This window comes from Streptomyces sp. CNQ085, from assembly GCF_022614595.1.
GTDB lineage: Bacteria > Actinomycetota > Actinomycetes > Streptomycetales > Streptomycetaceae > Streptomyces.
Genome location: NZ_JAJFAU010000015.1, coordinates 26,055 through 49,753, shown reverse-complemented (window position 1 = coordinate 49,753; position 23,699 = coordinate 26,055). Strand labels below are relative to the sequence as shown.

25 protein-coding genes are annotated in these 23,699 nt (G+C 73.3%); 17 read left to right on the top strand and 8 right to left on the bottom strand.

The features are described 5' to 3' along the window. From LJ221_RS05195 to LJ221_RS05185, 3 genes are all read right to left on the bottom strand, one after another. Positions 1 to 762: NAD(P)-dependent oxidoreductase (locus LJ221_RS05195; protein WP_241714137.1), on the bottom strand; the 762-nt coding region annotated here is incomplete at its 3' end. Continuing rightward, complete coding sequence (locus LJ221_RS05190) at positions 759 to 1,976, bottom strand: GNAT family N-acetyltransferase (protein ID WP_241714135.1); 1,218 nt, start codon at positions 1,974 to 1,976, stop codon at positions 759 to 761. The genes LJ221_RS05195 and LJ221_RS05190, both read right to left, overlap by 4 nt. Beyond that, the gene (locus LJ221_RS05185; protein ID WP_241714133.1) at positions 1,973 to 3,199 is read right to left on the bottom strand and encodes a pyridoxal phosphate-dependent aminotransferase family protein; all 1,227 of its coding nucleotides are present in this window, start codon (positions 3,197 to 3,199) and stop codon (positions 1,973 to 1,975) included. Before LJ221_RS05185 ends, LJ221_RS05190 begins: the two co-directional genes overlap by 4 nt. A gap of 470 nt (positions 3,200 to 3,669) precedes the next feature. On the opposite strand from LJ221_RS05185, the gene LJ221_RS23395 reads away from it, so the two are divergent. Together LJ221_RS23395 and LJ221_RS05175 are read left to right on the top strand one after the other, a co-directional pair. Then, positions 3,670 to 4,938, top strand: a complete 1,269-nt coding sequence (locus LJ221_RS23395) for a wax ester/triacylglycerol synthase domain-containing protein (RefSeq protein WP_302851951.1) — start codon at positions 3,670 to 3,672, stop codon at positions 4,936 to 4,938. Between the two features lie 233 nt (positions 4,939 to 5,171). Further along, the gene (locus LJ221_RS05175) at positions 5,172 to 5,828 is read left to right on the top strand and encodes a hypothetical protein (protein ID WP_241714131.1); all 657 of its coding nucleotides are present in this window, start codon (positions 5,172 to 5,174) and stop codon (positions 5,826 to 5,828) included. A 47-nt stretch (positions 5,829 to 5,875) separates the two neighbouring features. Here the strand turns inward: LJ221_RS05175 and LJ221_RS05170 are convergent, their stop codons facing one another. After that, the gene (locus tag LJ221_RS05170; RefSeq protein WP_241714129.1) at positions 5,876 to 6,331 is read right to left on the bottom strand and encodes a tellurite resistance TerB family protein; all 456 of its coding nucleotides are present in this window, start codon (positions 6,329 to 6,331) and stop codon (positions 5,876 to 5,878) included. A 406-nt stretch (positions 6,332 to 6,737) separates the two neighbouring features. Here LJ221_RS05170 and LJ221_RS05165 point away from each other — a divergent pair, with 406 nt between their 5' ends. Together LJ221_RS05165 and LJ221_RS05160 are read left to right on the top strand one after the other, a co-directional pair. After that, entirely contained in the window at positions 6,738 to 8,090 is a 1,353-nt protein-coding gene (locus tag LJ221_RS05165; protein WP_241714127.1) for a hemolysin family protein, read from the top strand. After that, a complete protein-coding gene (locus LJ221_RS05160; protein WP_241714124.1) occupies positions 8,087 to 9,109 on the top strand; it encodes a hemolysin family protein in 1,023 nt (340 codons plus the stop codon). Before LJ221_RS05165 ends, LJ221_RS05160 begins: the two co-directional genes overlap by 4 nt. Before the next feature lie 93 nt (positions 9,110 to 9,202). Here LJ221_RS05160 and LJ221_RS05155 read toward each other — a convergent pair whose 3' ends face one another. Continuing rightward, positions 9,203 to 9,592 carry a hypothetical protein gene (locus tag LJ221_RS05155; RefSeq protein WP_241714122.1) on the bottom strand — a complete coding sequence of 130 codons (390 nt, stop codon included), beginning with the start codon at positions 9,590 to 9,592 and terminating at the stop codon, positions 9,203 to 9,205. Between the two features lie 262 nt (positions 9,593 to 9,854). Between LJ221_RS05155 and LJ221_RS05150 the strand changes: the two genes are divergently transcribed. The 13 genes from LJ221_RS05150 to LJ221_RS05095 all read left to right on the top strand — a co-directional run bounded on the left by LJ221_RS05150 (position 9,855) and on the right by LJ221_RS05095 (position 20,836). Further along, a complete protein-coding gene (locus tag LJ221_RS05150) occupies positions 9,855 to 10,397 on the top strand; it encodes a hypothetical protein (protein ID WP_241714121.1) in 543 nt (180 codons plus the stop codon). 120 nt (positions 10,398 to 10,517) lie between these two features. Then, on the top strand, positions 10,518 to 11,726 hold the full coding sequence (locus LJ221_RS05145) for an ATP-binding protein (RefSeq protein WP_241714119.1): 1,209 nt from the start codon (positions 10,518 to 10,520) through the stop codon (positions 11,724 to 11,726). Positions 11,727 to 11,737: 11 nt separating this feature from the next. Next, positions 11,738 to 12,223 (top strand): nucleotide pyrophosphohydrolase, encoded by a 486-nt coding sequence (locus LJ221_RS05140; protein ID WP_374228384.1) that lies wholly within the window; start codon positions 11,738 to 11,740, stop codon positions 12,221 to 12,223. A gap of 109 nt (positions 12,224 to 12,332) precedes the next feature. Beyond that, the gene (locus LJ221_RS05135) at positions 12,333 to 12,818 is read left to right on the top strand and encodes a DUF6099 family protein (protein WP_241714115.1); all 486 of its coding nucleotides are present in this window, start codon (positions 12,333 to 12,335) and stop codon (positions 12,816 to 12,818) included. 18 nt (positions 12,819 to 12,836) lie between these two features. Continuing rightward, complete coding sequence (locus tag LJ221_RS05130) at positions 12,837 to 13,760, top strand: LLM class F420-dependent oxidoreductase (RefSeq protein WP_241714113.1); 924 nt, start codon at positions 12,837 to 12,839, stop codon at positions 13,758 to 13,760. A 7-nt stretch (positions 13,761 to 13,767) separates the two neighbouring features. Then, the gene (mmuM, locus tag LJ221_RS05125) at positions 13,768 to 14,772 is read left to right on the top strand and encodes a homocysteine S-methyltransferase (protein WP_241714111.1); all 1,005 of its coding nucleotides are present in this window, start codon (positions 13,768 to 13,770) and stop codon (positions 14,770 to 14,772) included. An 81-nt stretch (positions 14,773 to 14,853) separates the two neighbouring features. After that, positions 14,854 to 15,072, top strand: a complete 219-nt coding sequence (locus tag LJ221_RS23890; RefSeq protein ID WP_374228383.1) for a hypothetical protein — start codon at positions 14,854 to 14,856, stop codon at positions 15,070 to 15,072. After that, the gene (locus LJ221_RS05120) at positions 15,000 to 16,259 is read left to right on the top strand and encodes an arginine deiminase (protein ID WP_241714109.1); all 1,260 of its coding nucleotides are present in this window, start codon (positions 15,000 to 15,002) and stop codon (positions 16,257 to 16,259) included. Before LJ221_RS23890 ends, LJ221_RS05120 begins: the two co-directional genes overlap by 73 nt. Positions 16,260 to 16,371: 112 nt before the next feature. Next, positions 16,372 to 17,376 (top strand): ornithine carbamoyltransferase, encoded by a 1,005-nt coding sequence (gene argF / locus LJ221_RS05115; RefSeq protein ID WP_241714107.1) that lies wholly within the window; start codon positions 16,372 to 16,374, stop codon positions 17,374 to 17,376. A 518-nt stretch (positions 17,377 to 17,894) separates the two neighbouring features. After that, positions 17,895 to 18,593, top strand: a complete 699-nt coding sequence (locus tag LJ221_RS05110) for a hypothetical protein (RefSeq protein WP_374228382.1) — start codon at positions 17,895 to 17,897, stop codon at positions 18,591 to 18,593. Between the two features lie 149 nt (positions 18,594 to 18,742). Then, positions 18,743 to 19,438 carry a sigma-70 family RNA polymerase sigma factor gene (locus LJ221_RS05105; protein WP_374228381.1) on the top strand — a complete coding sequence of 232 codons (696 nt, stop codon included), beginning with the start codon at positions 18,743 to 18,745 and terminating at the stop codon, positions 19,436 to 19,438. 245 nt (positions 19,439 to 19,683) lie between these two features. Further along, entirely contained in the window at positions 19,684 to 20,187 is a 504-nt protein-coding gene (locus LJ221_RS05100; RefSeq protein WP_241714105.1) for a GlxA family transcriptional regulator, read from the top strand. Between the two features lie 55 nt (positions 20,188 to 20,242). Further along, positions 20,243 to 20,836: a DJ-1/PfpI family protein gene (locus tag LJ221_RS05095; protein WP_241714104.1), complete on the top strand. Its 594-nt coding sequence runs from the start codon at positions 20,243 to 20,245 to the stop codon at positions 20,834 to 20,836. Here LJ221_RS05095 and LJ221_RS05090 read toward each other — a convergent pair. The 3 genes from LJ221_RS05090 to LJ221_RS05080 form a co-directional block, all read right to left on the bottom strand. Continuing rightward, positions 20,829 to 21,632: an ABC transporter ATP-binding protein gene (locus LJ221_RS05090; RefSeq protein WP_241714103.1), complete on the bottom strand. Its 804-nt coding sequence runs from the start codon at positions 21,630 to 21,632 to the stop codon at positions 20,829 to 20,831. The two genes, LJ221_RS05095 and LJ221_RS05090, sit on opposite strands and share 8 nt — an antisense overlap. Further along, the gene (locus LJ221_RS05085) at positions 21,629 to 22,594 is read right to left on the bottom strand and encodes an iron ABC transporter permease (protein WP_241714145.1); all 966 of its coding nucleotides are present in this window, start codon (positions 22,592 to 22,594) and stop codon (positions 21,629 to 21,631) included. Before LJ221_RS05085 ends, LJ221_RS05090 begins: the two co-directional genes overlap by 4 nt. A gap of 74 nt (positions 22,595 to 22,668) precedes the next feature. Next, positions 22,669 to 23,697, bottom strand: coding sequence for an ABC transporter substrate-binding protein (locus LJ221_RS05080; protein ID WP_241714102.1), 1,029 nt, complete (start codon positions 23,695 to 23,697; stop codon positions 22,669 to 22,671). Between the last annotated feature and the right edge of the window lie 2 nt (positions 23,698 to 23,699).

Below are 23,699 nucleotides of genomic sequence, written 5' to 3'. Positions count from 1 at the left end.
GGTGGGCCGGCGGTGGCCGGTCACCGCCGCCACGGCTGCCGCGAGGTCTTCGCCGCGGTGCCCGGCGCCGTCGCCGGCGTGGTAGATCCCGCGGGAGCCCTCACCGGGGCCGACGGTCGCGCCGCGGTCGGCCGCGGCGAGCAGCAGGCGGCACAGGTCGTCGACGTGGACCAGCGAGTAGCGGCGCGGCCCGAACCCGCACACGGGCAGTACGCCGCAGCGCGCCGCGGCGAGCAGCGCGGGCAGGAAGTCGGTGTCGCCGGGACCGTAGACGATCGGCGGGCGCACGACGGTACCGGGCAGGGCGCCGGCCACCGCGCGCAGCGCCTCCTCGCCGGCGAGCTTGCTGCGGCCGTACGCCGACACCGGCGCGGGCGGGTCGTCCTCGCGGCGCGGCCGGCCGGGCGGGGAGGGCCCGGCGGCGGCCAGGGAGGAGCAGTGGACCAGGCGGGGCGGGTGCGGCAGCGCGGCCAGGGCCTCGTACAGGCGGCGGGTGCCGTCGGTGTTGACGGGGGCATAGCCGTCCGGGTGGGCGGCCCTGACGGTGCCGGCCAGGTGGATCACGCGGTCGGCGCCCCAGGCGGCGGCCCGTTGCAGGCCGCGGCCGTCCGCGAGGTCGCCGGCCAGCCGCTCCACCGGTGCCGGGAGCCGGGCCCGGGCGGTGTCCCGTACCAGGGCGGCGACGGTGTGGCCCTCGTCCAGCAGCCGGCGCACCAGGCGGGCGCCGATGAAGCCGGTGGCACCGGTGACCAGGTACCTCACCGGCGGGCTCCGGGTACGGGCGCGGGGACGGCCGGGTGCGGGGTGAGGCCGCGCCGGTAGAGGCGGTGCCGGCGGTGGAGGACGCCGCCGAAGGCCTCGGCGTAGCGGTTGGCGTCGCGGTTGTCCTCCAGCAGCCAGGAGAACTCGCTCTCGGTGTACCCCAGGCGGAAGGCCGACCGCTGGGCCTCGGCGAGCAGCGCGGCGGTCAGTCCGCGGGCGCGGTGAGCGGCCCGTACTCCGGTGAGGATCACCCGGGCCCGGTCGACGCGCCGGGCCGCCCGGGGCGCGCGCAGCCGGCCCAGGGGTGTGGCGCGGGCGGCGTGCAGCGCCTGGTTGACGTCGGGCAGCCAGAAGGTGAAGGCGACCGGTTCGCCGCGCACCTCGGCGAACCACACCAGCTCCGGCCGTACCAGCGGACGCAGCCGGTCCATCGCGCGGGAGAACTCCCGGCCGGTCATGGGGACGGAGGCGTAGTTGCCGGACCACGCGTCGGTGTAGACGGCGCGGACGGCGGCCAGGTCCGCCTCCCGGCGGCGGGGGTCCAGGGGCCGCAGCCGTACGTCCGGCGCGTCCGCGGCCCAGCGGGCCGCGCGGGCGGCGGCCTCGGGCGGCTCGCCGCCGGGCGGCACGGGGACGCGCCAGGACAGCAGGTCCTTGGCCTTGACCAGCCCGCAGGCGGCGTACAGGGCGGGGTAGTAGGCGGGGTTGTACGGCATCATCACGGTGGGCGGGCCGTCGAAGCCCTCGACGAGGACCCCGCACTCGTCGTGGACGGAGAAGCCCAGCGGGCCGAGTATTCCCTCCAGTCCGCGTTCGCGCAGCCAGCCGGCGGCGGCGTCGAAGAGGGCGGATGCGGCTTCGAGGTCGTCGGCGCACTCGAAGAGGCCGAACAGGCCGCCACGCGCGTCGTGGAGTGCCTGGTAGCGGGGATCGACCGCGGCGGCGATCCGCCCGACCGCCCTCCGGCCCCGGCGGGCGAGGAACAGCTCGGCCACTCCGACCTCGAAGAACGGGTTGCGCCGCCGGTCGGTCAGGAAGCGCTGGTCCCTCCCGGCGGGCGGCAGCCGGTACGGGTCGCCGCGGTGCAGGGTGCGGGGCAGGGCGGCGAAGGCGGCGGTGTCCGCGCGCCCGCGCAGCGGACCGACCGTCAGGGGCGTGCGGGCGGCGGAGGGGGCGCTCACGGGACGCGCGGGGAGCGCGGGGGAGACGGTCACGTCACCACCGCCTCGGGCCGCCTCGGCCCGCCCGGCGCCGGCAGGACCGGGCCGAGGACACGCCGCACCCGGGCGAAGGCCTCCAGGACGAGGGTGACGTGGTCGTCGGTGTGGATCGCCTGGGGGGTCACCCGGATCAGTGCCCGGTTCCGGGCCACGGCCGGCGCCACCACGGCGTTGGTGAACACCCCGGCCTCCAGCAGCTCCTGCCACACCCGCAGGCACAGCCGCGAGTCGCCCACGTACACCGGCACCACCGGGGTGGTGGAGTCGCCGGTGTCCCAGCCCAGCGACCGCAGCCCCGCGAGCAACCGCCGGGCGTGGGCGAACACCCGTGCCCGGCGCTCGGGTTCGGACTCGATGATGCCGAGCGAGGCCAGGGCGGCGGCGGCCGAGGGTGGTGGCATCGCGGCCGAGAAGAGGACGGAGCGGGCGCTGTGGCGCAGGTGCTCGACGACGGAGGCGGGGCCGATCAGCATCCCGCCGACGGAGCCGAAACACTTCGACAGTGTCCCGGTGACCAGGTCCACCTCGCCGGTCAGCCCGAAGTACTCGCTCACGCCGCGTCCGCCGGCGCCCAGCAGGCCGATGTCGTGGGCGCCGTCCACCACCAGCCGGGCGCCGTGGCGCCGGGCCAGCTCCACCAGGCCCGGCAGCGGGCACAGGTCGCCCTCCATGGAGAACATGCCGTCGGTGACGATCAGCCTGCCGGGGCCGGGGGCCGGGCCGCAGGAGGCCAGCAGACGGTCGAGGTGGCCGAGGTCGCGGTGGCGGTAGCGGTGGTGGGCGGCGCCGCCGAGCCGGACGGCGTCCACCAGCGAGGCGTGGTTGGACATGTCGGCGAAGACGGCGTCGCGTCCGTCCAGCAGGGCGGCGAGCGCGAGGTTGGCCTGGAAGCCGGTGGTGGTCACCAGCGCGGCCTCGCCGCCGACGAACGCGGCCAGCCTGCCCTCCAGCTCCTCGTGGATGGCGAGTGTGCCGTTGAGCACGCGAGAGCCGGAGCAGGAGACGCCGTAGCGGCGCAGCGCGCGGGCCGCGGCCTCGGTCACCCGGGGATCGGCCGACAGTCCCAGATAGTCGTTGCATCCGGCCATGACCACCGTGCGGCCGTCGATCCCGGCCTCCGCGCCCCGGGGGGAGAGGGGACGGTAATAGGGCCGGGATTCGCTCTGCGCCGCCAGGCGGTGGAGAGCCGACCGTTCTTTGCCGAAGACATCCGCCATGCTGTTCCCCGAGGAGTTCGCGTCGAGAGGGTGTCGAGAGATTTTTTTGGTTTTCCGATGGATGTTCGTGTTCTTGTGCGACCGGAGTCCGGCGGCCGGTGTCCGTGACTCCACGGGAAACGGCCCCGGGTTTCCTCCGGACCGGTTCCGAGGCCCGGACCTCAGAACCGGGCCGGGGCGGCGGCGGGCGGTTTCCGGTGGGTGCCCCCGGCGGCGCACCCACCGGTCCGACCGTTACGCCGTCCGGGCCCGTCCGGGCGTCGGTTCTTTCCCGCCGGGTGTTCCGCCAGAATACTGACACAGGATCAGAAAGGGCGCGGACAGGTGACTCGTGTGTTTTCCGGGCGAGCCGTCGAAGATTTGCGCGATTTCTCGATGGGTGAGCGAGAAGGCGTATGCAGAGAAGCATCTCCCTGTCCCCGGCGGAAGAAGTCCACTGCGGTGCGCGCGGAGTTCCCGAAACGGTTGGAATGGCGGCGCTGTTCACCGGCGTGCCGCCGGGGGCGGACGCGCTGCGCGCCCGGGTCGGGGAGCGCTGGGGCGGCCTTCCCCGGCTGCGGCAGGTGCTGCTGCCCCCCGCGCCCCCGGCCCGGCTGCGCGGGCACCGCTGGCTGCCGCTCGACCGGTTCGACGTCCGTCGCCACGTCGCCGTCGTCAACGCCGCCGCGTTCACCGGCCTGCTCGGCCGGCTCGTCACCCGCGCCCTGCCCGCCGGGCTGCCGCCCTGGCGGCTGACCCTGGTACGGCACGCGGACCGGGAGCGGTTCGCCGTCGTACTGACCGCCCACCACGCCCTGCTGGACGGCCGCTCCCTGGAGATCCTGCTCAGCCGTCTGTTCGACGGCGCCCCCGGGCGCGGGGCCCGCGTCGTCCGCAGGGGCACGGGCGTGCGGGCGGTCGGGATGCCCGGGGCCCTCCGCCCGGAACGCCCCGAGCGCCCCCGCCCACTTGCGACGCTCGGGCCGGGCCGGGCCCTGCCGTTGCCCCCCGGCCTCCGCCCGCGGCCGGACCTGGCCTGGACGGAGGTGGACGCGGACGCGGTGCGGGCCGCCCGTCGCGCCCTGCCCGGCCTGGGGGCCACCCTCAACGAGGTGCTGCTGGCCGCCGCCGCGGGCGCCCTGCGCACCGTCCACGGGGATCCGGACCGCTGGCCCGGCGCACCGCGCCCGCTGTACGGCTCCTTCCCGGTGGACCTGCGCGCACCGCGGGAGGACCGGATGCTCGGCACCGTCGTCTCGGCGGTACGGGTGCCGCTCCCGGTGACCGCCGCCGACCCCGGGGAGCGGCTGGCGGCCTGCCGGGGCGCGCTGGCCGCCTTCGGCCCCCTCCACGGGGGCACGGACACCGTCCGCCGCGCGGTCGGCACCGCCGCGCGGCTGGGCGGCCCCTGGGCGGTGCGTCTGCTGGCCTCGCTGAGCTGCTCGCCGGGCTTCTGCCCCGTGACCTGCCTGGCCTTCGGCTGGCCGCGCGGCCCGTGGTCCCTGGACGGCCGGCCGCTGGAGCGGATCATCCCCCTGCCGCCCGTACTGGCCCCGGGGACCGTCTGCCTGGCCCTGACCGACTACGCGGGCGCGTACACCCTCACCGCGGTTACCCGCGCCCTCCCCGGCGGGGCCCGGCGGCTGGCCGACGCCCTCGTCCGCGAACTGCCCCTCCTCACCCGCCGGCCCGGGCCCGAGCCCGCGTCCGAGCTCGGCGCCGGGCCTGCGGCGACCGGGCGAGGCGGTTCCCCGGCGTGATCCGTGGAACGCGGAACGGACCGCCGGGGTGACATCCGCCGGCCGATGAGGAGGGGTGGCGATGAGGTACGACGAGTTCCTCGCCCGGGTTCGGGCGCTGGGGGGCGAGAGGCGGCGGAGCAGCGGTGCGAGGGCGCACGCCGTGCGCCGCGCCACCTCCCGGTGCACACAACAACCGTGTTCGCCCTGCGTCACCACTTGTCACTCTGGGCTACCTCGGTCACCGTGGGGACGTGACGAACGAACCCGCGACCTCCTCCGCCCGCTCCGACCGCCCCGCCGGGCCCGTGCGGTATCCGCAGTGGCCCGGTGCGCGCCCGGCCGCGCCCGGCCCGGTGCGGTCCGGGCTCCGTCCGGGCCGGTGGGGCGGGCAGGTGCGCGCCTACCGGGCCGACGCCACCGCCGAGGGGCCGGTGGACGGCGCGCCCGTCGCGGTGCTGCTGGGCGGATACGCCGGCCCCAGCGGCGTTCTCGCGCTGCGGTGGCTGTGCGGCCAGGCCCGCCGTATCGCCGACGGGCTCGACCCCGACCCGCTGACGGCCCGGTGGGCCGCGGAGGGCACGCTCGGCCGTGTTCCGGATCTGCCGGAGCGGCCCGGGCGGGGCGCCGACGTGCCCGCGGAGCTGCGGCGGTGGTGCTCGGACGAGGAGGAGCAGCAGGCCGCGGCCGAACGGCTCGCCCAGGGGCTGTCGTTCCGGCTCACCACCGCCGACCACACCGGGAGCTACACGCTGCGGGTGTGGCCCGTCGGCGTGATCGTCCCCCGGTCGGGTACGTCGCCGCTCACCTACGTGCGGTGGCCCCACCGGCTCCCGCCCTGGTCACCGGAGCCCCGTCCCGCCGCGCCCTCCCCGCGCCGGGGGACGGGAGCGCATCTCCTGCCCCGGTGACCGGGGCGGGCCCGGGCGGTGCGGCGTCGCCGCGGACATCGTCGCCGTCAGAGCCCGAACTCGTGGAGCGGCAGGTCGAGCAGGTGGCAGACCTCGCGGACCACCACCAGTTCGGCGGCGTCGAAGTAGCCGTCGGCCCCGCCGACGGCTATGCCGATACGGACGACGGCGCGGGCCTCGGAGGGCCTGCGCGCGGTTTTGGCGACCTCCCGCAGGGCCTCGGTCCGGTTGAGGTCGAAGTCGGCGGTGAGCCGGTCCAGCCAGTTCTCGAAGCGGCCGCGCAGTTCGCCGGCCGGGAAGCTCCGCAGCACCTCGTCGTGCTCGATCAGCTGGGCGACGCGACGGCGTTCGGCCGGGTCGATCGTCCCGTCCGCCGCGGCGACCAGCGCGCACATCGCCATGCTCGCGTCGCGGAACGCGCCGCCCGTCAGTTCGTTCCTCTTCGCCGTCAGCCTGCCCCGCACCGTCCGGGCGGACTCCGCGAGACGGTTCCACAGGGGCATGATGAACACTCCGGGTGTCAGGAGGAGGCCGGGCCGCGCCGACGCGATCGGACGGAAATGCCAAGGGCTCGCCTCCGCCTCCGCGTCCCCAACGTTTCTACAGAATCGTAGAATCAGGGATGTCCCGCGCTGTCGCCGGGGTGCCACGGAAGGAGGGGCGGGGCGTCTTTCGGGGCACCCCGCGATCCCGGCGCCGGGCCGATATCGGGAGCGGGAGGCCATTCCGGCCCCCGCGTTGCCGCTTTGCCAATCCTTTACACTTCACCGGGAGACCTCGGCCTGTCCCGAGGTACCCGGTTTCCGACCGACGCAGAAGGAGAGACACACCCGCCATGGGCGAACCTCCCAGTACCAGCCGTGCCACCCGCGGCCGCTCCGCGACGATTCCGGGAGCGGAGGTGGCACGGTGATCGAAGTCCTGCTCCTGCTGGCGGCCCTGGCCCTCGTCCTGGCCTGCGCGGTCTTCGTGGCCGCCGAGTTCTCCCTGACCACCGTCGAGCGCGGCGAACTGGACCGCGCCGCCCGCCGGGGGGAGCGCGGGGCCGAGGGCGCGCTCAGAGCCGTCCGGCAGCTCACCCTCCAGCTCTCCGGCGCCCAGCTCGGCATCACCGTCACCTCGCTGGTCATCGGCATGCTCGCCGAGCCGTCCCTGGCCGCGCTGCTGCGCGGGCCGCTGCGCGACGCCGGACTGGGCTCCGCCGCCTCCTCGGCGGCCACCGTGCTGGGCGTGGCCGTCTCCACGGTGGTGCTGATGGTGGTCGGCGAGCTGGTGCCCAAGAACTGGGCCATCTCCAGCCCGCTGGCCGTCGCCCGCGTCGTCGCCGGCCCGCAGCGCGGCTTCACTGCCCTCTTCGGCCCCTTCATCCGCCATCTGAACGGCACCGCGAACCGCTTCGTGCGCCGCTTCGGCCTGGAGCCCACCGAGGAGCTGGCCTCCGCCCGCAGCCCGGACGAACTGGTCTCCCTGGCCCGCCGCTCCGCCAAGGAGGGCGCGATCGAGGAGGACTCCGCCGAACTGTTCGTCCGTACCCTCCACCTGAGCGAGCTGAGCGCGGAGAACGTGATGACGCCGCGCGTGGATGTCCGCGCGCTGGAGGCGCACGCCACCGCCGCCGACGCCGAGAACCTGACCCTGGCCACCGGTCTGTCGGTCTTCCCCGTCTACCGCGACACCCTGGACGAGGTGATCGGCACCGTCCACATCCGCGACGTCCTGGCCCTCCCGGCGGACAGGCGCTCCGCCACCCCCGTCACCGAGCTGCTCGGCGAGCCGCTGATGGTCCCCGAGACCCTGCCGGTGGACCGGCTGCTGGAGCGCCTGCGCGCCCGCCGCACCGTCGCCGTCGTCATCGACGAGTACGGCGGCACCGCCGGGGTCGCCTCCGTGGAGGACATCGTCGAGGAGGTCGTCGGCGAGGTTCGCGACGAGCACGACCCGCTGGAGGAGCCCGACCTGCGTCCCACCGCCCCCGCCCCCGACGGACGGGCGCGCTGGGAGGCCGACGGCGGCGCCCGCCTGGACGTGCTGGCCGCGATCGGACTGGCCGCGCCCGAGGGGCCCTACGAGACCGCCGCCGGCCTGATCGCCGCGCGCCTGGAACGCATCCCCGCACCCGGCGACACCGTCGAGACCGCCGGCTGGGAGCTGCGCGTCCTCGACGTCGACCACCACCGCGCCGACCGCGTACGGATCACCGCACCCGCGCGGACCGTCTCCGCCTCGGCGGCCGGCCGCTCCCACCGGGAGGACGCCCGATGACCGCTCTGCAACTGGCCATCGGCGCCCTGATGATCCTGGTCAACGCCTTCTTCGTCGGTGCCGAGTTCGCCCTGATCTCGGTGCGCCGCAGCCAGATCGAGCCACACGCCGAGAAGGGCGCCAGGCGGGCCCGCACCACCCTGTGGGGCCTGGAGCACCTGTCGGCGATGATGGCCACCGCCCAGCTGGGCATCACCGCCTCCTCCCTGGTGCTGGGCGCGGTCGCCGAACCGGCGATCGCCCACCTGCTGGAGCCGCCCTTCGAGGCCGTCGGAGTCCCCGGTGCCCTGGTCCACCCGATCGCCTTCGTCATCGCGCTGGCCCTGGCCACCTATCTGCACATGCTCATCGGCGAGATGGTGCCCAAGAACATCGCCCTGGCCGCGCCCGTGCCCACCGCGCTGCTGCTCGGGCCGCCGCTGGTCGCCCTCACCCGGGCCCTGCGTCCGGTGATCTTCGGTATCAACGCCTTCGCCAACGCCCTGCTGCGCCTGCTCAGGGTCGAGCCGAAGGACGAGGTCGCCTCGATCTTCACCGACGCCGAACTCACCCGCATGGCGCGGGAGGCCAGCGAGGCCGGACTGATCGAACCGGGCGGCCACGAGCGGCTGCGCGAGGCCCTGGAGCTGGGCAGCCGCCCGGCGTCCGAGGTGCTGGTGCCCCTGGCCGAGATGCACACCGTCGGCCACACCGTCACCCCCGACCAGCTGGAACGGACCGCCACCACGGTCGGCTTCTCCCGGCTGCCGGTCACCGGTCCGGGCGGTGCCGTACTCGGATACCTGCACGTCAAGGACGCCATCGGCGTTGTGCACCGCGACCGGCCCTTCCCGCGCGAGGCGCTGCGCACCGTCGTACGCATCGGGGCCGGCACCCCGCTGGACGATGTCCTCACCTCCATGCGCGCCCGCGGCACCCACCTGGCCGCCGTCACCGGCGACCGCGGTGAGCTGCTGGGCTTCGTCACCATGGAGGACGTCCTGGAGAAGCTGGTCGGCCCGGCTCCGGCCGCGCGCTGACGACGGGGGGCGGGGCCGCCGGGGACGGCGGCCAGGCGGGTGCCGCCGTGCGCGCGAGCCGTGCGCGGCGGCACCTCCCCGTGCCTGCCGCCGTCAGGCGTCCTCCGCCTCCCACGGCTCCCCGGTCTTGGCCAGGTGGACCACCGCGTGTCCGTAGCCGGGCCAGTCGGTGGGGCAGGGCGGCCCGACGTGGACCTGGACGGTGATGTCGGAGCGGTCGTCGGGCCCGCCCATCAGCAGGAGCTCCAGCTCGGAGGCGATGTCGCACAGGTCCTCGGCCACCTCGGGCGTCTCCCTGGCCACCGCCGCGTGGATGACGACCTCGCCGGGGCGCGGTTCCACCGACAGGCCCAGGACCTCCTCGCCGACGCGGCCCAGCGCGGCCTGGCAGGTCCGCAGGAGAAGCTGGTCGCGGCGGAGCAGTGCCCGTACCTCGTCGGACGGCAGACTGGACGCGTAGTACAACTCAGCGGGGTGGCGCATGCGCGTACGGTAGGGGCTCGCCGCGCGCTCCGCCACGGGAACGCCCGCATTCGTAGCGTGTACGCACCCGCGTCCCCGTCCGGTGCGGTGGGGCGCACCGGGGCCCGGCCCCGGGCCCGGCCCCGGACATGCAGCCGGGCCCGGGCCCGGACCCGAGCGGCGGCGGACGGCGCGTACAGCACCGCCCGCGGGCGCGTACACCAGCCCGGCGGACGTGCCCGACGGCTTGTCCCCGCCGCCGGCGGAAGCCACGGTGGAAGACGTGATCAACGCTTCCGGACTCCTTCCCCGCACCGGCTGCCGCCCCGAGACCTCGGGGGACTTCTCATGGCGCGGCGCGCGCCTGTTCGTACGCGCCCCCGCCCGGACGCCGGGCCGCTTTCGCGACCGGGACCGTCCCGGCGGCGGGAACGGCCACCCGCCCCCGGCCTACCGGGCCGAGGCCGTCGCCGTGGGAGCGGTGGGCGACGGCACGGTCGCCGTGCAACTGGGCGCCTGCGAGGCGGCCGACCGCCGCCGGGTGCTGGACTGGCTACGGGAGCAGGCCCGCCGGATCGCCGACGGGCTCGACCCCGATCCGTTCACGGCCCGCTGGGCACCGGGCGGAGCCCTCGTCCCCCTGCCGGAGGGGCCCGCCGGGGCGGCCGACGCGCCCGCGGAACTGCGCCGGTGGTACGAGGACGAGGAGCGGCAGCGGGCCGCGTCCGAACTGCTCGCCCGGGGAACGCCGTTCCACCTCGCCGTCGCCGACCACACCGGCACGTACGTGCTGAGCGCCCGTCCCGTCGGCGCAGCCGCCCCGTGAGCCCGCGGTTCCGCGGAGTCCGCCGCCCCGTCAGCCCGGTACCGGAAGAACCCCTCGATCGGGGGAACGCGGGGCGGCCGTAACGGTTCGGCTGAAGGGGGCGCCGATAGCGTCCGGGCCATGGTCGACAACAGGGCCGGGCGGCGGCCGGTCGTCACCGAACTGAGGCTCTCCGCGTTTCGCGCACACCGCGGGATGCGGCTGCCGCTGGAGCCGCTGACCCTGCTCACCGGGGCCAGCGGCAGCGGCAAGTCCACGGTGCTGGAGGCGTACGAGGCGCTGGCGCGGCTGGCCGGAGGGGAGAGCGTGGGCGAGGTCTTCGGCGGTGCGCACGGCGGGCCGGCGGCCTGTGTTCCGCGCGGCACGCCTCCGGACGGGCAGGGCGGGCGCGGTTTCCGGCTGGGGTGCACGGTGGACGGTCCGGCCGGCCCGGTGCGCCTCGACCTCGCCGTCCAGGCCGAGCCCGAGCTGCGTGTCACGGGTGAGCGGCTGACCGGTGCGGACGGCCGCACCCTGCTGGTGACGGCGCTGCGGGACCCGGCACGGCGGGTGATGCGGGCCGAGTGGCGCACCGGGGGCGTGGGCCAGGTGGCCCGCGCCCCGCTGCCGGACGACCGGCTCGCCACCGTCCTGCTGCCACTGCGGGTGGCGGGCGCCACCGAGGGGCAGCGGCAGGTGCTGGCCGCGGCCGAGCAGGTGGTGCCGGCGCTGCGCTCGGCCTTCGTCTGCGATCCGCGGCCGGAGGCCATGCGTGAACCGGTGGCCTCCGTGGACGCGTTGCTGCGGGGTGGCTGCGACAACCTCGCGGCGGTGCTGGGCCGCCTCCGCGCCGAGTGCCGGACGCGGTACGCGGCGCTGCTGGACGCCGTACGCCCCGGATTCGGCCGCCCGGTGGCCGGACTGCCGACCGAACCGGTGGCCGAACCGGTGGCCGAGCCGGCGGCCGGACCGGTGGCGGTACGGGGGCGCACGCGGCTGGTCGGGGCGCTGGTGGAGCACGGCGACGGGCTGGAGCCGACCCCGCTGGACCGGCTCGGGGACGGGGAACTGCGCTACCTGGCGCTCGCGCTGGTCCTGCTGGCCGGCCCCGGGGTGCTCCGGGCCGGCCCGGAGCGGCAGGCGCCCGACTCCCGGCATGCGCTGGTGGTGCTGGCCGACGGGTTCGACCGGGGCATGGACGCACGGCAGCGGCGGGAACTGACCGGACTGGCGGCGCGGATGTGCGAGCGCGGCCACCTGCGGCTGCTGGGGACGGTCTGCGACGGGACGGCCGCCGGCGGGGCGGTGGGGGAGGCGGCCGGGGCCCGGGTGGTAGACCTGGGCGGATGAACGGCGGACAGGTGCAGGGAAGAGACGGGGACGGCGAGGACGCCGCGGGGAGCGGGGGGACGGGGCGCCGCCCGGCGCCGTACGGGCGGCCCGAGGGGCGGGCGGGCGAACTTCAGCGCAGACTCGCCGAGTTCGCGGCGGCACGCCGGTGGGAGCCGTACCACACACCGAAGAACCTGGTGACGGCTCTGGGAGTGGAGACGGCCGAACTGGCCGAGATCTTCCAGTGGCTCACCCCCGAGGAGTCGGCGCGGGTGATGGAGGATCCGGGTACGGCGGGGCGGGTCGCGGACGAGGTGGCCGACGTCCTCGCCTACCTGCTGCAGTTCTGCGAGGCGCTGGGGATCGACGTGCTGGCCGCGCTGGAGGCGAAGATCGAGCGGAACGAACAGCGCTTTCCTGTTGCGGAGAGTGATCGAAGGGCCGATGGGGGCGCCGATGAGACGGACGGCCCCGGCGGTGAGCGTGGAAAGGCCAATCGTCACCCTTCGGAGTGAATAGGTTCTCCACCGTGTCGATTTTTTCCACAGTTTTCCCAAACACCCTAGCCAGACGCGGCCTTGGGTATCACGCTGGGTAGCGAATGATTGTGGAGGGAAAAGGTGGATGGATGCGGTACCACTCATTGAGATCACGCGGCGAGCGCTCGCACACAGTGAGGAAGCGGCTGACGTCGTTACCGAGGCGTGGCAGGCACAGGCGCTCGCGGAGGCGGTAGGAGTCCACCTGGCCACGGCGGGCCCGCCCGAGGTGCGGGCCCAGGCCGGTGGACTGCGGGAGGCCGGCGGACGCGCCTGCGGTTCGCTGCGCGGCCCGGGGCAGCGGTCCGACGGGGCGCGCGCCGCCCGTCTGACGGAGATGAGCGACCCCCTCTCGGCCCTGCACGACCTGGGCGACCTGCTGGGGGAGGCCGGCGGCGCGCTGGTGCGAGTGGCGGTCGACGCGGAGGAGGAAGGGCTCTACTGGAGGTGCATCGAGGGCATCGACGCGGCCGACGAGTGCGGCGACAGGGTGACGGCGATCCTCAGGCGGCTCGCCCTCATACCCCGGCCCTTCCGCCGGGCCGCGCCGGTGAGGGAGGAGGCGCGGTGACGGTGCAGGATGGAGGACATGGATCTGCGCATCTTCACCGAACCCCAGCAGGGCGCCTCCTACGACACCCTCCTCGCGGTCGCCAGGGCCACCGAGGACCTGGGTTTCGACGCCTTCTTCCGTTCCGACCACTACCTGAAGATGGGTGATGTCGACGGGCTGCCCGGCCCGACGGACGCCTGGATCACCCTGGCCGGTCTCGCCCGGGAGACCAGGCGCATCCGGCTGGGCACCCTGATGACCGCGGCCACCTTCCGGCTGCCGGGCGTCCTGGCCGTCCAGGTGGCGCAGGTCGACGCCATGTCGGGCGGGCGCGTCGAACTCGGCCTGGGCGCCGGGTGGTTCGAGGCCGAGCACACGGCCTACGGCATTCCCTTCCCCAAGGAGAAGTTCTCCCGGCTCCAGGAGCAGTTGGAGATCGTCACCGGACTGTGGGCCACCGAGCCGGGCAAGACGTTCTCCTACGACGGCGCCCACTACCGGCTCGCCGAGTCGCCCGCGCTGCCCAAGCCCGCACAGGACAGGGTCCCCGTACTCGTCGGAGGCATGGGGGCCAAGCGCACCCCGGCACTGGCCGCGCGCTTCGCCGACGAGTTCAACGTCCCCTTCGTCTCCGTCGAGGACAGTGCGCGGCAGTTCGGCCGGGTGCGGGCCGCCGCCGAGGAGCACGGCCGCGCCGGGGACGACCTGGTCTACTCCAACGCCCTGGTCGCCTGCGTGGGCCGGGACGACGCCGAGGTGGCGCGGCGCGCGGCGGCCATCGGCCGCGAGGTGGCGGAGCTGAGGGAGAACGGACTGGCCGGCTCCCCTGCCGAGGTGGTCGACAAGATCGGCCGCTACGCCGAGGCGGGCTCCTCCCGGATCTATCTGCAGATCCTGGACCTGCACGATCTGGACCACCTGGAGCTGATCTCCTCCCAGGTGCAGAGCCGGCTGGGGTGAGCCCGGCGTGAGCACACCACCCGCGCCGCCGCCCGCGTCCACATCCGCGTCCGTCCCCGCGCTCCCGCTCGCGGAGGCCCTGGCGCGCGGCCCCCTCGTCCTCGACGGCGGGCTGTCCAACCAGCTCCGGGCACAGGGCTGCGACCTGTCCGACGAGCTGTGGTCGGCCCGGCTGCTCGCCGACGACCCCGCCCAGGTGGAGGCGGCCCACACCGTCTACGCGCGGGCGGGGGCGCGGGTGCTCATCACCGGCAGCTACCAGGCCTCCCACCCCGGCTTCGCCCGGCGCGGGCTGGACGGTGCGGAGACCGACGCCCTGCTGCGCCGCAGCGTGGCCCTGGCCCGGGCCGCGGCGGGCGAAACCGGCGGGCCGGTGTGGGTGGCCGCCTCGGTCGGCCCGTACGGCGCGGTGCTCGCCGACGGCGGCGAGTACCGCGGCCGGTACGGCCTGACGGTCGCCGGGCTGGAGCGTTTCCACCGGCCCCGGATCGAGGCGCTGGCTTCGGCCGCCCCGGACGCCCTGGCCCTGGAGACGGTGCCCGACGCCGACGAGGCCGAGGCCCTGCTTCGCGCGGCGGCCGGCTGCGGGGTGCCGGTGTGGCTGTCGTACACCGTGGCCGGGCCGCGTACCCGCGCCGGACAGCCGCTGGCGGACGCCTTCGCCGTCGCCGCCGGCAACGACCAGGTGATCGCGGTCGGCGTCAACTGCTGCGACCCGCGCGACGCCACGCCCGCCGTACGCCTGGCGGCGCGGGCCACGGGCAAGCCGGTGGTCGTCTACCCCAACAGCGGCGAGGGCTGGGACGCGGGGCGTGGCGCCTGGACGGGCGGAACCGTCTTCGACCCCGCCGCCGCCCGCATCTGGGTGCGCGACGGCGCCCGGCTGGTCGGCGGCTGCTGCCGGGTGGGCCCGGCGGAGATCGCCGCCCTGGCCGCGGAACTCGGAGCGGGTGCGGACCGGGAAGCGGGGCGGGGGACAGAACCGGGACCTGGACCAGGGCCGGAAGGATAGTCGTACCAGCGCCCCGCACTGGTGGAAAACCGCTGGGGCGGCCCGCCCGAACGGACCATACTCGCTCAGGCGTTCCTGACGATGACCACCACCGGCAGCGCCGAGCGGCCCGCCACCGACCTCGGGTTCCCGCTGCACAAACACCCCGACCGGGGCAGAGGGCGCGGCGGCGCACCCGGCTCGGTGTCCCGGGGTGTAGCCGCCCGGCTCGGGGTGAGGATGGTGGTATGGGACTCCACGTCGACTCCGAGACCGGGCGGCTGCGCCGCGTCATCCTGCACCGCCCCGACCTGGAGCTGAAACGGCTCACCCCGACCAACCGGGACGACCTGCTCTTCGACGACGTGCTGTGGGTGCGGCGGGCCCGCCAGGAGCACGACGGTTTCGCCGACGTCCTGCGCGACCGGGGCGTGGAGGTCCACCTGTTCGGCGACCTGCTGGCGGAGTCGCTGGAGGTCCCCGCGGCCCGCGCGTTCGTCCTGGACCGCACCTTCCACGAGAAGGAGTACGGACCGCTGGCCGCCGACCACCTGCGGGCCGTCTTCGACGAGATGTCCGGGGTGGAGCTGGCCGAGGCGCTGGTGGGCGGGATGACCAAGCGGGAGTACCTGGAGCGGCACCCCGAGCCGGTCTCGGTGCGCTTCCACGTGATGGACCTGGACGACTTCCTGGTCGCCCCGCTGCCCAACCACCTGTTCACCCGCGACACCTCCGCATGGATCTACGACGGGGTGTCCATCAACGCCATGCGCTGGCCGGCCCGGCAGCGCGAGACGATCCACTTCGAGGCGATCTACCACCACCACCCGCTGTTCGCTCCGGGCTCGGGTGCTCCCGCCTCCGGCACGGCCGGCGGGGAGGGCTTCCACATCTGGTCCGAGGGCCAGGGCGCCTACCCCTCCACCATCGAGGGCGGGGACGTGCTGGTCATCGGCAACGGCGCGGTGCTCATCGGGATGAGCGAGCGCACCACCCCGCAGGCGGTGGAGATGCTCGCCCGCGGTCTGTTCGCGGCGGGCTCGGCCCGCACCATCGTGGCACTGGACATGCCCAAGACGCGCGCCCTGATGCACCTGGACACGGTGATGACGATGGTCGACGGCGACACCTTCACCCAGTACGCGGGCCTGGGCATGCTCCGCTCCTACACCATCGAGCCCGGCGCGGCCGAGTCGGAGCTGAAGGTCACCGACCACCCGCCCGAGCACATGCACCGCGCCATCGCCGAGGCCCTGGGCCTGGACGGCGTCCGGGTGCTGACCGCCACCCAGGACGTGCACGCCGCCGAGCGCGAGCAGTGGGACGACGGCTGCAACGTGCTGGCCGTCGAGCCGGGGGTGGTCATCGCCTATGAGCGCAACGTCACCACCAACACGCATCTGCGCAAGTGCGGCATCGAGGTCATCACCATCCCCGGCAGCGAGCTGGGCCGGGGCAGGGGCGGGCCGCGCTGCATGAGCTGCCCGGTCGAGCGCGACGCGGTGTAGGCGGGAGCGGAACGGAACGGAAGCGGGACACCCTCTCTGCATAGAGATACGTTTATTCGTATAGACTTCCGGCTTTCCCGCCGTAGCCGACGAGACAGTCCTAGGAGCCCCCATGGCGATCGATCTCACGGGCCGCCACTTCCTCAAGGAGCTGGACTTCACCCCCGAGGAGTTCCGCCACCTGGTCGAGCTGGCCGCCGAGCTGAAGGCGGCCCGGCGCGCGGGCGCCGAGGAGCGGCGGCTGCGCGGGCGCGGCATCGCGCTGATCTTCGAGAAGACCTCCACCCGCACCCGCTGCGCCTTCGAGGCCGCCGCCGCCCAGCAGGGCGCCCACACCACCTACCTCGACCCCTCGGGCTCCCAGATCGGCCACAAGGAGTCGGTGCGCGACACCGCCCGGGTGCTGGGGCGGATGTACGACGCGATCGAGTACCGGGGCAGCAGCCAGGAGGCGGTGGAGGAACTGGCCGCCCACGCCGGCGTCCCCGTCTACAACGGGCTCACCGACGACTGGCACCCCACCCAGATGCTCGCCGACGTGCTCACCATGACCGAGCACTGCGACAAGCCGCTGACGGAGACCGCCTACGCCTACCTGGGCGACGCCCGCAACAACATGGGTAACTCCTATCTGGTCACCGGCGCCCTGCTCGGCATGGACGTGCGCATCGCGGCGCCGCGCGGCCTGTGGCCGGAGGAGTCCGTGGTGGCCGCGGCCCGCTCCCTGGCGCAGACCACCGGCGCGCGCGTCACCCTCACCGAGAAGGTCGAGGAGGGCGTGGCCGGCGCGGACTTCGTCGCCACCGACGTGTGGGTGTCGATGGGCGAGCCCAAAGAGGTCTGGGAGGAGCGCATCGGGCTGCTGCGGCCGTACGCCGTCACCATGGACATCCTGCGCGCCACCGGTAACCCGCGCGTCCGCTTCCTGCACTGCCTGCCCGCCTTCCACGACCTGGGCACGGCCGTGGGCCGGGAGATCCACCAGCGTTACGGACTGGAGTCGCTGGAGGTGACGGACGAGGTGTTCGAGTCGGAGCACTCGGTCGTCTTCGACGAGGCGGAGAACCGCATGCACACCATCAAGGCGGTCATGGTCGCCACCCTCGCGGGCGCGTAGGCGCCGCCGCCCCCGCGAGAACTCCGCGACCTGCAACTCCGCGTCCGCGCCGAGCAGCGGACCCCCGACTGGAAAACCCGCTACGCGGCCCGCTCCGGGGCCGAGGGCGCCATCAACGAGTTTGCGCACGGACACGGCATCCCCCGGTCGAAGCCCTGGCGAAAACTGGGCAGTTGACCTCGACCGCTCCAAGATCCCCGACAGAGCCAAACGTTTCACAGACCCAGTCATCGCGGACTTCGGCGACCATGCGCACCGCGCGACGGCGCAGCTCAAGCGGGTAACGGGAGGGTCGTGCCATGACCTTTGCGACACTACCCAGGAGGTGTAGCTCTTTTTAGAGAGTCGGCTCGAAGGTGCGATGAGTTCCCCGGCTTGGCCAAGTGCTGAATCACACCGGTCTCTTTGAGTGAGGCACCCGGTGAATTCGCGTACTGATCCGTAACGACCGCACTTCGAGTGCAAGGATGAAGCCTGTCATGGATACCGGGTGGTGTGCGCGTACGGTACGGGCCGCAGTGTTCGCGGCCGTGTGCGTGCTGCTCGCCGCCGTGGGGCACATCATGATGTCGGGCTGCGCTGTGCCCTGGTGGGCGCTGCTGGCCGGTTTTGCGGCAACGGGCGGTGCCTGCTGGGTGTTGACCGGCCGGGAACGCGGGCTGACGCTGATCGTGACGCTCGTGGTCGGGGGCCAGACGGTGCTCCACTGGGGATTCTCGCTCGCGCAGTCGGCGGTGGGGCCGACCGCCTCAGGCTCGGCCGGCGGTGGAATGGGCGCGATGCCGATGGGCTCCATGGGGCACGACATGGGTTCCATGGACATGAGCTCTATGGATATGAGTGGCCTGCACGCGCACTCCATGCAGATGCATATGGGCATGAGCCACTCGGCTCACATGTGCGCAGGCGCTGAGGTCAGCCCGGGGCACTGGCCGGTGAGCGGTATGCCGTCGCTCGGCATGTCGGGGGCTCACCTGGTGGCCGCCGTGCTGTGCGGCCTGTGGCTGGGGTACGGCGAGCGCGTCGCGTACCGTCTGCTGCGTGCCGTGGCCGGGTGGCTGGCCGCGCCGTTGCGGCTGGTGCGCATCCTGCCTGCGCTGCCGCGTCGCCCGCGCCGTCTTGTGCGGCGGACCCGTTCGCGCTGGGCGCCGCACCGTCTTCATCTCGTTCACGCGATCACCACCAGAGGACCGCCTTTGAGGACCGCTGTCGTCTAGAACAGCAGGTTTCCCGAGGTCGCTTTCGGGTGTCGTCGACACCTCGCCTCGGTTCGCGGCCGTGCCCGCGCACGGTCGCCGTCCCCTTGTTGCTGGAACCGGCGTGTCTGCGTGCCGCCGTTCCATGCGTGATTCGCGAAGGACACCAGGTGCTTTCTCCTACCCTGCCCGCATTACGTGGGCGCCGCAAGAAACGTAAGAAGCACGACAACACCCAAGAAGTCGACCAACTGATCACCGGATGGGCCCTGGCGGCCCGAGGCGGCGACGCCGAGGCCGTCGAGCGGTTCATCCGGTCCCTGCACTGCGACGTGCTGCGCTACGTCGCGCACCTGAGCGCGGACCCGCAGTCGGCGGACGACCTGACTCAGGAGACGTTCGTACGGGCGCTGGGCAGTCTGCACCGGTTCGAGGGGCGCTCCTCGGCCCGGGCCTGGCTGTTGTCGATCGCGCGTCGGGCTGTGATCGATGATTTCCGGCGTGCCGCCGCGCGGCCCCGCCTGGCCGAGCGTCATGACTGGCGGCTGGCTGCTGAACAGACCCAGCCGGTCGACGTGCCGGGGTTCGAGGAGGGCATTGCGCTCCTTGACCTGCTGGCCAGGCTGCCGGACGAGCGCCGCGAGGCGTTCATCCTCACCCAGTTGCTCGGCCTGTCGTACACGGAAGCGGCCGATGTCACCGACTGCCCAGTCGGGACGATCCGTTCCCGCGTGGCCCGGGCCCGCTCGATGCTGCTGGAACTGCTCGCCGAGTCGGAGCAGCCCTGTACAGACCGCGGCGACCCGCTGCCGGCCATCCGGCCGCCCCACTCGGCGGTAGCCGTCCTGGCAGCCGCGGCGGCCTGACTGGGAGGCTTGGTGCGTGCCCTGACGGGGTAGGCACCGAGCCTCACCGGCGAGGTGACCTCGGCGAGCCTCCGGTACGACGTCCGGACGGCCTCGCACGACGGCGCCGCGGTCCGCACGTCGAGTGGCTTGACGGTGGTGCCGGACTGCGGTGTTGCGGACATCAGCGATGTCGGCACGTTGATCGTGCCGAACGCGGACGCGGTTCCTGCGCTCGAAGCGGAGGCGGCCCGGGCGCTGACACGGTGGTGAAGGACGACCATGTCACCACCGCGGGAGGCGGCATTTCCGCCATTGAGATGGCGCTGTCCTTGCTGGAGGAGGATCTTGGGCGTGATGTGGCCCAGCAGACAGCCCAGTTTCTCGTGACCTATCTCAGAAAGCCAGGCGGTCAGGCTCAGTTCGCCGACGCGCAGGTCCGCGAGGCGCGGAGCCTCGCCTTACGCCAGCTGCAGCGGCAGGTTCAGGCGGATCCGGGGGCGGACTGGACTCTGCGATCCCTCTCCCTTCACGCCGGCCTGTCCGAGCGTCATCTCAGCCGCCAGTTCCGCGCTGAGATCGGCATGACGGCACGGCAGTACGTGGAGCGCGCCCGGGTGGCCGTCGCCTCCCGCCTGCTGATCGAGACCCCGCAGAGCGCCGAATTGATCGCGCGCGAGATCGGTTTCGGCACCGAGGCCACGATGCGCAAGTCATTCCTTCGGGTTCTTCAGGTAGCGCCTCTCGAGTACCGGCGCCGGTTCTCGTGACAAGGTGGGGCCCGAACTAGTCGGCCTCACAGGGAGAGTTGGTGAGCTCATCGGTATGGGGTCTTCTCTGACCGTCGGTGTCTTCGTGTTCGAGGACGCCGAGGAACTCGATGTCGTGGGCCCGTGGGAGGTTCTCGGTTTCTGGGCCGCGCACGTTGCCACGGCTCCTGTCCGCTTGGTCACGGTCGGTCGGGAGGAGGGGTGGGTGCGCTGCGCCAAGGGACTTCGCCTGGGTGTGGATCACGACCTTGCCGCGGCCCCCGCCTTCGACGTGCTGATCCACCCCGGCGGTGACGGCACGCGTGTGCTGAAGAAGGACAGCGCACACCATGACTGGCTCAGGAAACTGCACGATCAAGGGGTGCTGCTGGCGAGCGTGTGCACCGGTTCGCTCGTGCTGGCGGCGGCCGGGCTGCTGAAGGGGCGCTCCGCGACCACGCACCGCGACTTTGCCGGGAAACTGGCGGACATCGACAACACGATCGACGTCCGCGCCACCGAACGGTACGTCGACGACGGCGACATCGTCACCAGTGCGGGAGTGTCCGCCGGTATCGACATGGCCTTCCACCTGGTGGAGCGGCTGGAGAGCGCGGAGGCGGCGGCCGAGGTCCGCCAGGGGACGCAGTACGACCGTCCCGTCAGCTGACTTTGGCCTCCGATAGCCGCTCCAGGGCGAGGGGCTGGGCTGCGTAGGTGATGCGTACGACGCCGTCGGCGTGGCGGGCGGCGGTCGCGGCGATGCCGAACACCTCGCGCAGCAGATCGGGTGTCAACACGTCCAGGACCTGGCCCGCGGCCACCACTTGGCCCGCGTGGAGCGCCACGAGGTGGTCGCAAAGGCGGGCGGCCAGGTCGAGGTCGTGCAGGACGGCGAGGGTCGTGATGCCGGTTGCCCGGATGAGGTCGAGGACTTCGAAGCGGGCGCGGATGTCGAGGTGGTTGGTGAGTTCGTCGAGGACGAGGAGCCGGGGTTGCTGAGCGAGCGCGCGCGCGAGCAGCACGCGCTGGCGTTCGCCTCCGGACAGGCTGGTGACGTCGCGTTCGGCCATGTGCCGGATTCTGCACAGGTCGAGGGCCTCGTCTACCGCCTCGTGGTCCTCGGGGCTGTCGCGGCCGATGAGTCCGTGGTGCGGGGTGCGGCCGAGGGCGACGACCTCGGTGACGCACATGCCGGTCGGGCTGCTGCTGGCGTCCTGGAGGACGGCGGCGGTGCGGCGGGCGGCGCTGCGTGCGGACAGGGCCCATACGTCGTCGCCGTCCACCCGCACCACGCCGCGGTGGGGGCGCAGGGAGCGGTAGACGGTGCGCAGCAGTGTGGACTTGCCGCTGCCGTTGGGGCCGATGAGGCCGACGATGTCGCCGGGCTGGGCCTCCAGGTGCACGTCGTGGAGGATCGGGCGGCGGCCGAGTTCGACGTGGATCTGTTCGACGGTGAGCTTCATACGGTGTCCAGGCTCTTGTTGCGGCGCAGTAGCCACAGGAAGAAGGGTGCCCCGAACAGGGCGGTGAGGATACCGAGGGGCAGTTCGTTGGGGCGGTTGACGGTGCGGGAGAGCAGGTCGACGACGACCAGGTAGATGGCGCCGACCAGGGCGGCCTGGGGCAGCAGTCTGCGGTGATCGGCACCGGTGGTGAGACGCACCAGGTGGGGGATCATCAGGCCGACGAAGCCGATCCCGCCGGCGACGGCGATGACCGTGCCGGTCACCAGGGAGGACAGCGCCAGCAGGACGGCGCGCAGCCGGTGTACGTCGACGCCGAGGGCGGTGGCGGACTCGTCGCCGACGAGAAGCGCGTTGAGCCGGCGGCCGAAGAGGGCCAGGACCACGGTGGTGGTGAGGACGACCGTGGTGACGACGGGAAGCTGCCCCCACTGCGCGCCGGCGACGCTGCCCAGCATCCAGAACATCACCGTGCGCAGTTCGGTCGGGGTGGCGCGCAGTTGCAGGTAGCTGGTGGCCGCGAGGAACAAGTAGCCCACGGCCACCCCGGACAGGACCAGGCGGGTCGGTGCGAGGCGTCCTTGTTTCTGGCCGAGGAGGAAGACCAGGGCAGCCGCCGCGGCGGCACCGAGGAAGGCCGCCGAGGACACGCCGAGCCCGCCGAGCGCGCCGCTGGTGAGCGTGATGACGAGCACGGCCCCGAGCGACGCACCGGAGGAAACGCCGAGGACGTACGGGTCGGCGAGAGGGTTGGCGACGACGGCCTGCAGGACCACGCCGGCGACGGCCAGTCCTGCGCCGACCAGCGCGGCCAGCACGACCCGCGGCGTGCGGAAGTTCCAGACGATCTGGTCCATGGCGGGGTCCGTGACCGTCCCGCCGCCGGTCATGTGGCGCCAGATGATCCGCCACACCTCGCCCACCGGCACGGTCACCGCGCCGATGCTGATCGCCACGATCATGGCGCCCACGAGCACGGCCAGCAGCACCACCAGCACCAGCACGGGGTTCAGCCGTTTAGCTCGGCCGGGTCGCGTCAGACGTCGCTCGGGTGAAGCATCTCGGCGATCTTCTCCACGGCCAGGTCGTTGCTGGGCCCGAGGTAGATCGAGTCGGACAGCACGAGGGAGCGCTTGTTCTTCGCGGCCGGCCACTGGGGGAACTCCTTGAGCAGTTTGCGGGCGTACGCCTCGGGGTTCGGGTCGTTGTAACTGATCACCACGAGGGCATCCACCTGCTCGGCGGCGACCTTCTCCTTGCTCAGGTCGGCGAAGGTGGTCTTGGACGTGGAGGAGAAGGCGTTGCTGCCGCCCGCCTTGGCCAGGATGTCGTTCCAGATGCCGTGGGCCGCGACGGAGCTGAAGTCATTGCCGCCCATACTCATGTTGGAGAAGACCACCATGACGTTGGGCTTCTTCTCGCCCTTCACCTTGGCCGACACATCACTGATCCGCTTGCGCGACTCGGTGATGAGCTTTTCGGCGCGGTCGCTGACGTTGAAGATCTTCCCCAGATCGCGCAGCAGTTGATAGCTGTCGTCGATGGTCATGCGGGAGGTGTCCTGGTCACAACCCTGTGGGGAGACATAGGTGTTGGCGCTGACCGCTTTGAGGTCGTCACGGGTCGCGAAGCCGTTCTTCGCGTCGAAGCCGTACGACGTGGTGGACAGCACGAGGTCCGGGCTCAGGCCCAGCATGGCCTCGCGGGGGATGTCGTAGGCGTCGTTGAGCTTGACGTCGCCGGTGGGCAGCTTCTTGATGGCCGCGGCCCGGCCCGGGACCTCGGAACGGCCGTACGATTGCTCGTTCGCCACGATGCGGTCACCGAGCCCCAGCGCCAGCAGCGAGGAAACCTCCGCGACGGAGGCACCGTTCATCACGACCACCCGGCTAGGTGCCTTGGTGTACGTGGTGGTCTGTCCGCAGTTCTTGAGGGTGACCGGATATCCGGGGGCGCTCACGTCCGCGGCGGCCTTGGCCGCCGGGGACGACGGGGCCCCGCATGCCGTGACGGCCAGGCACAGGGCGCCGGCCAGGGCCACGGCAGCGGGCCGTTTCGTCTGCACAC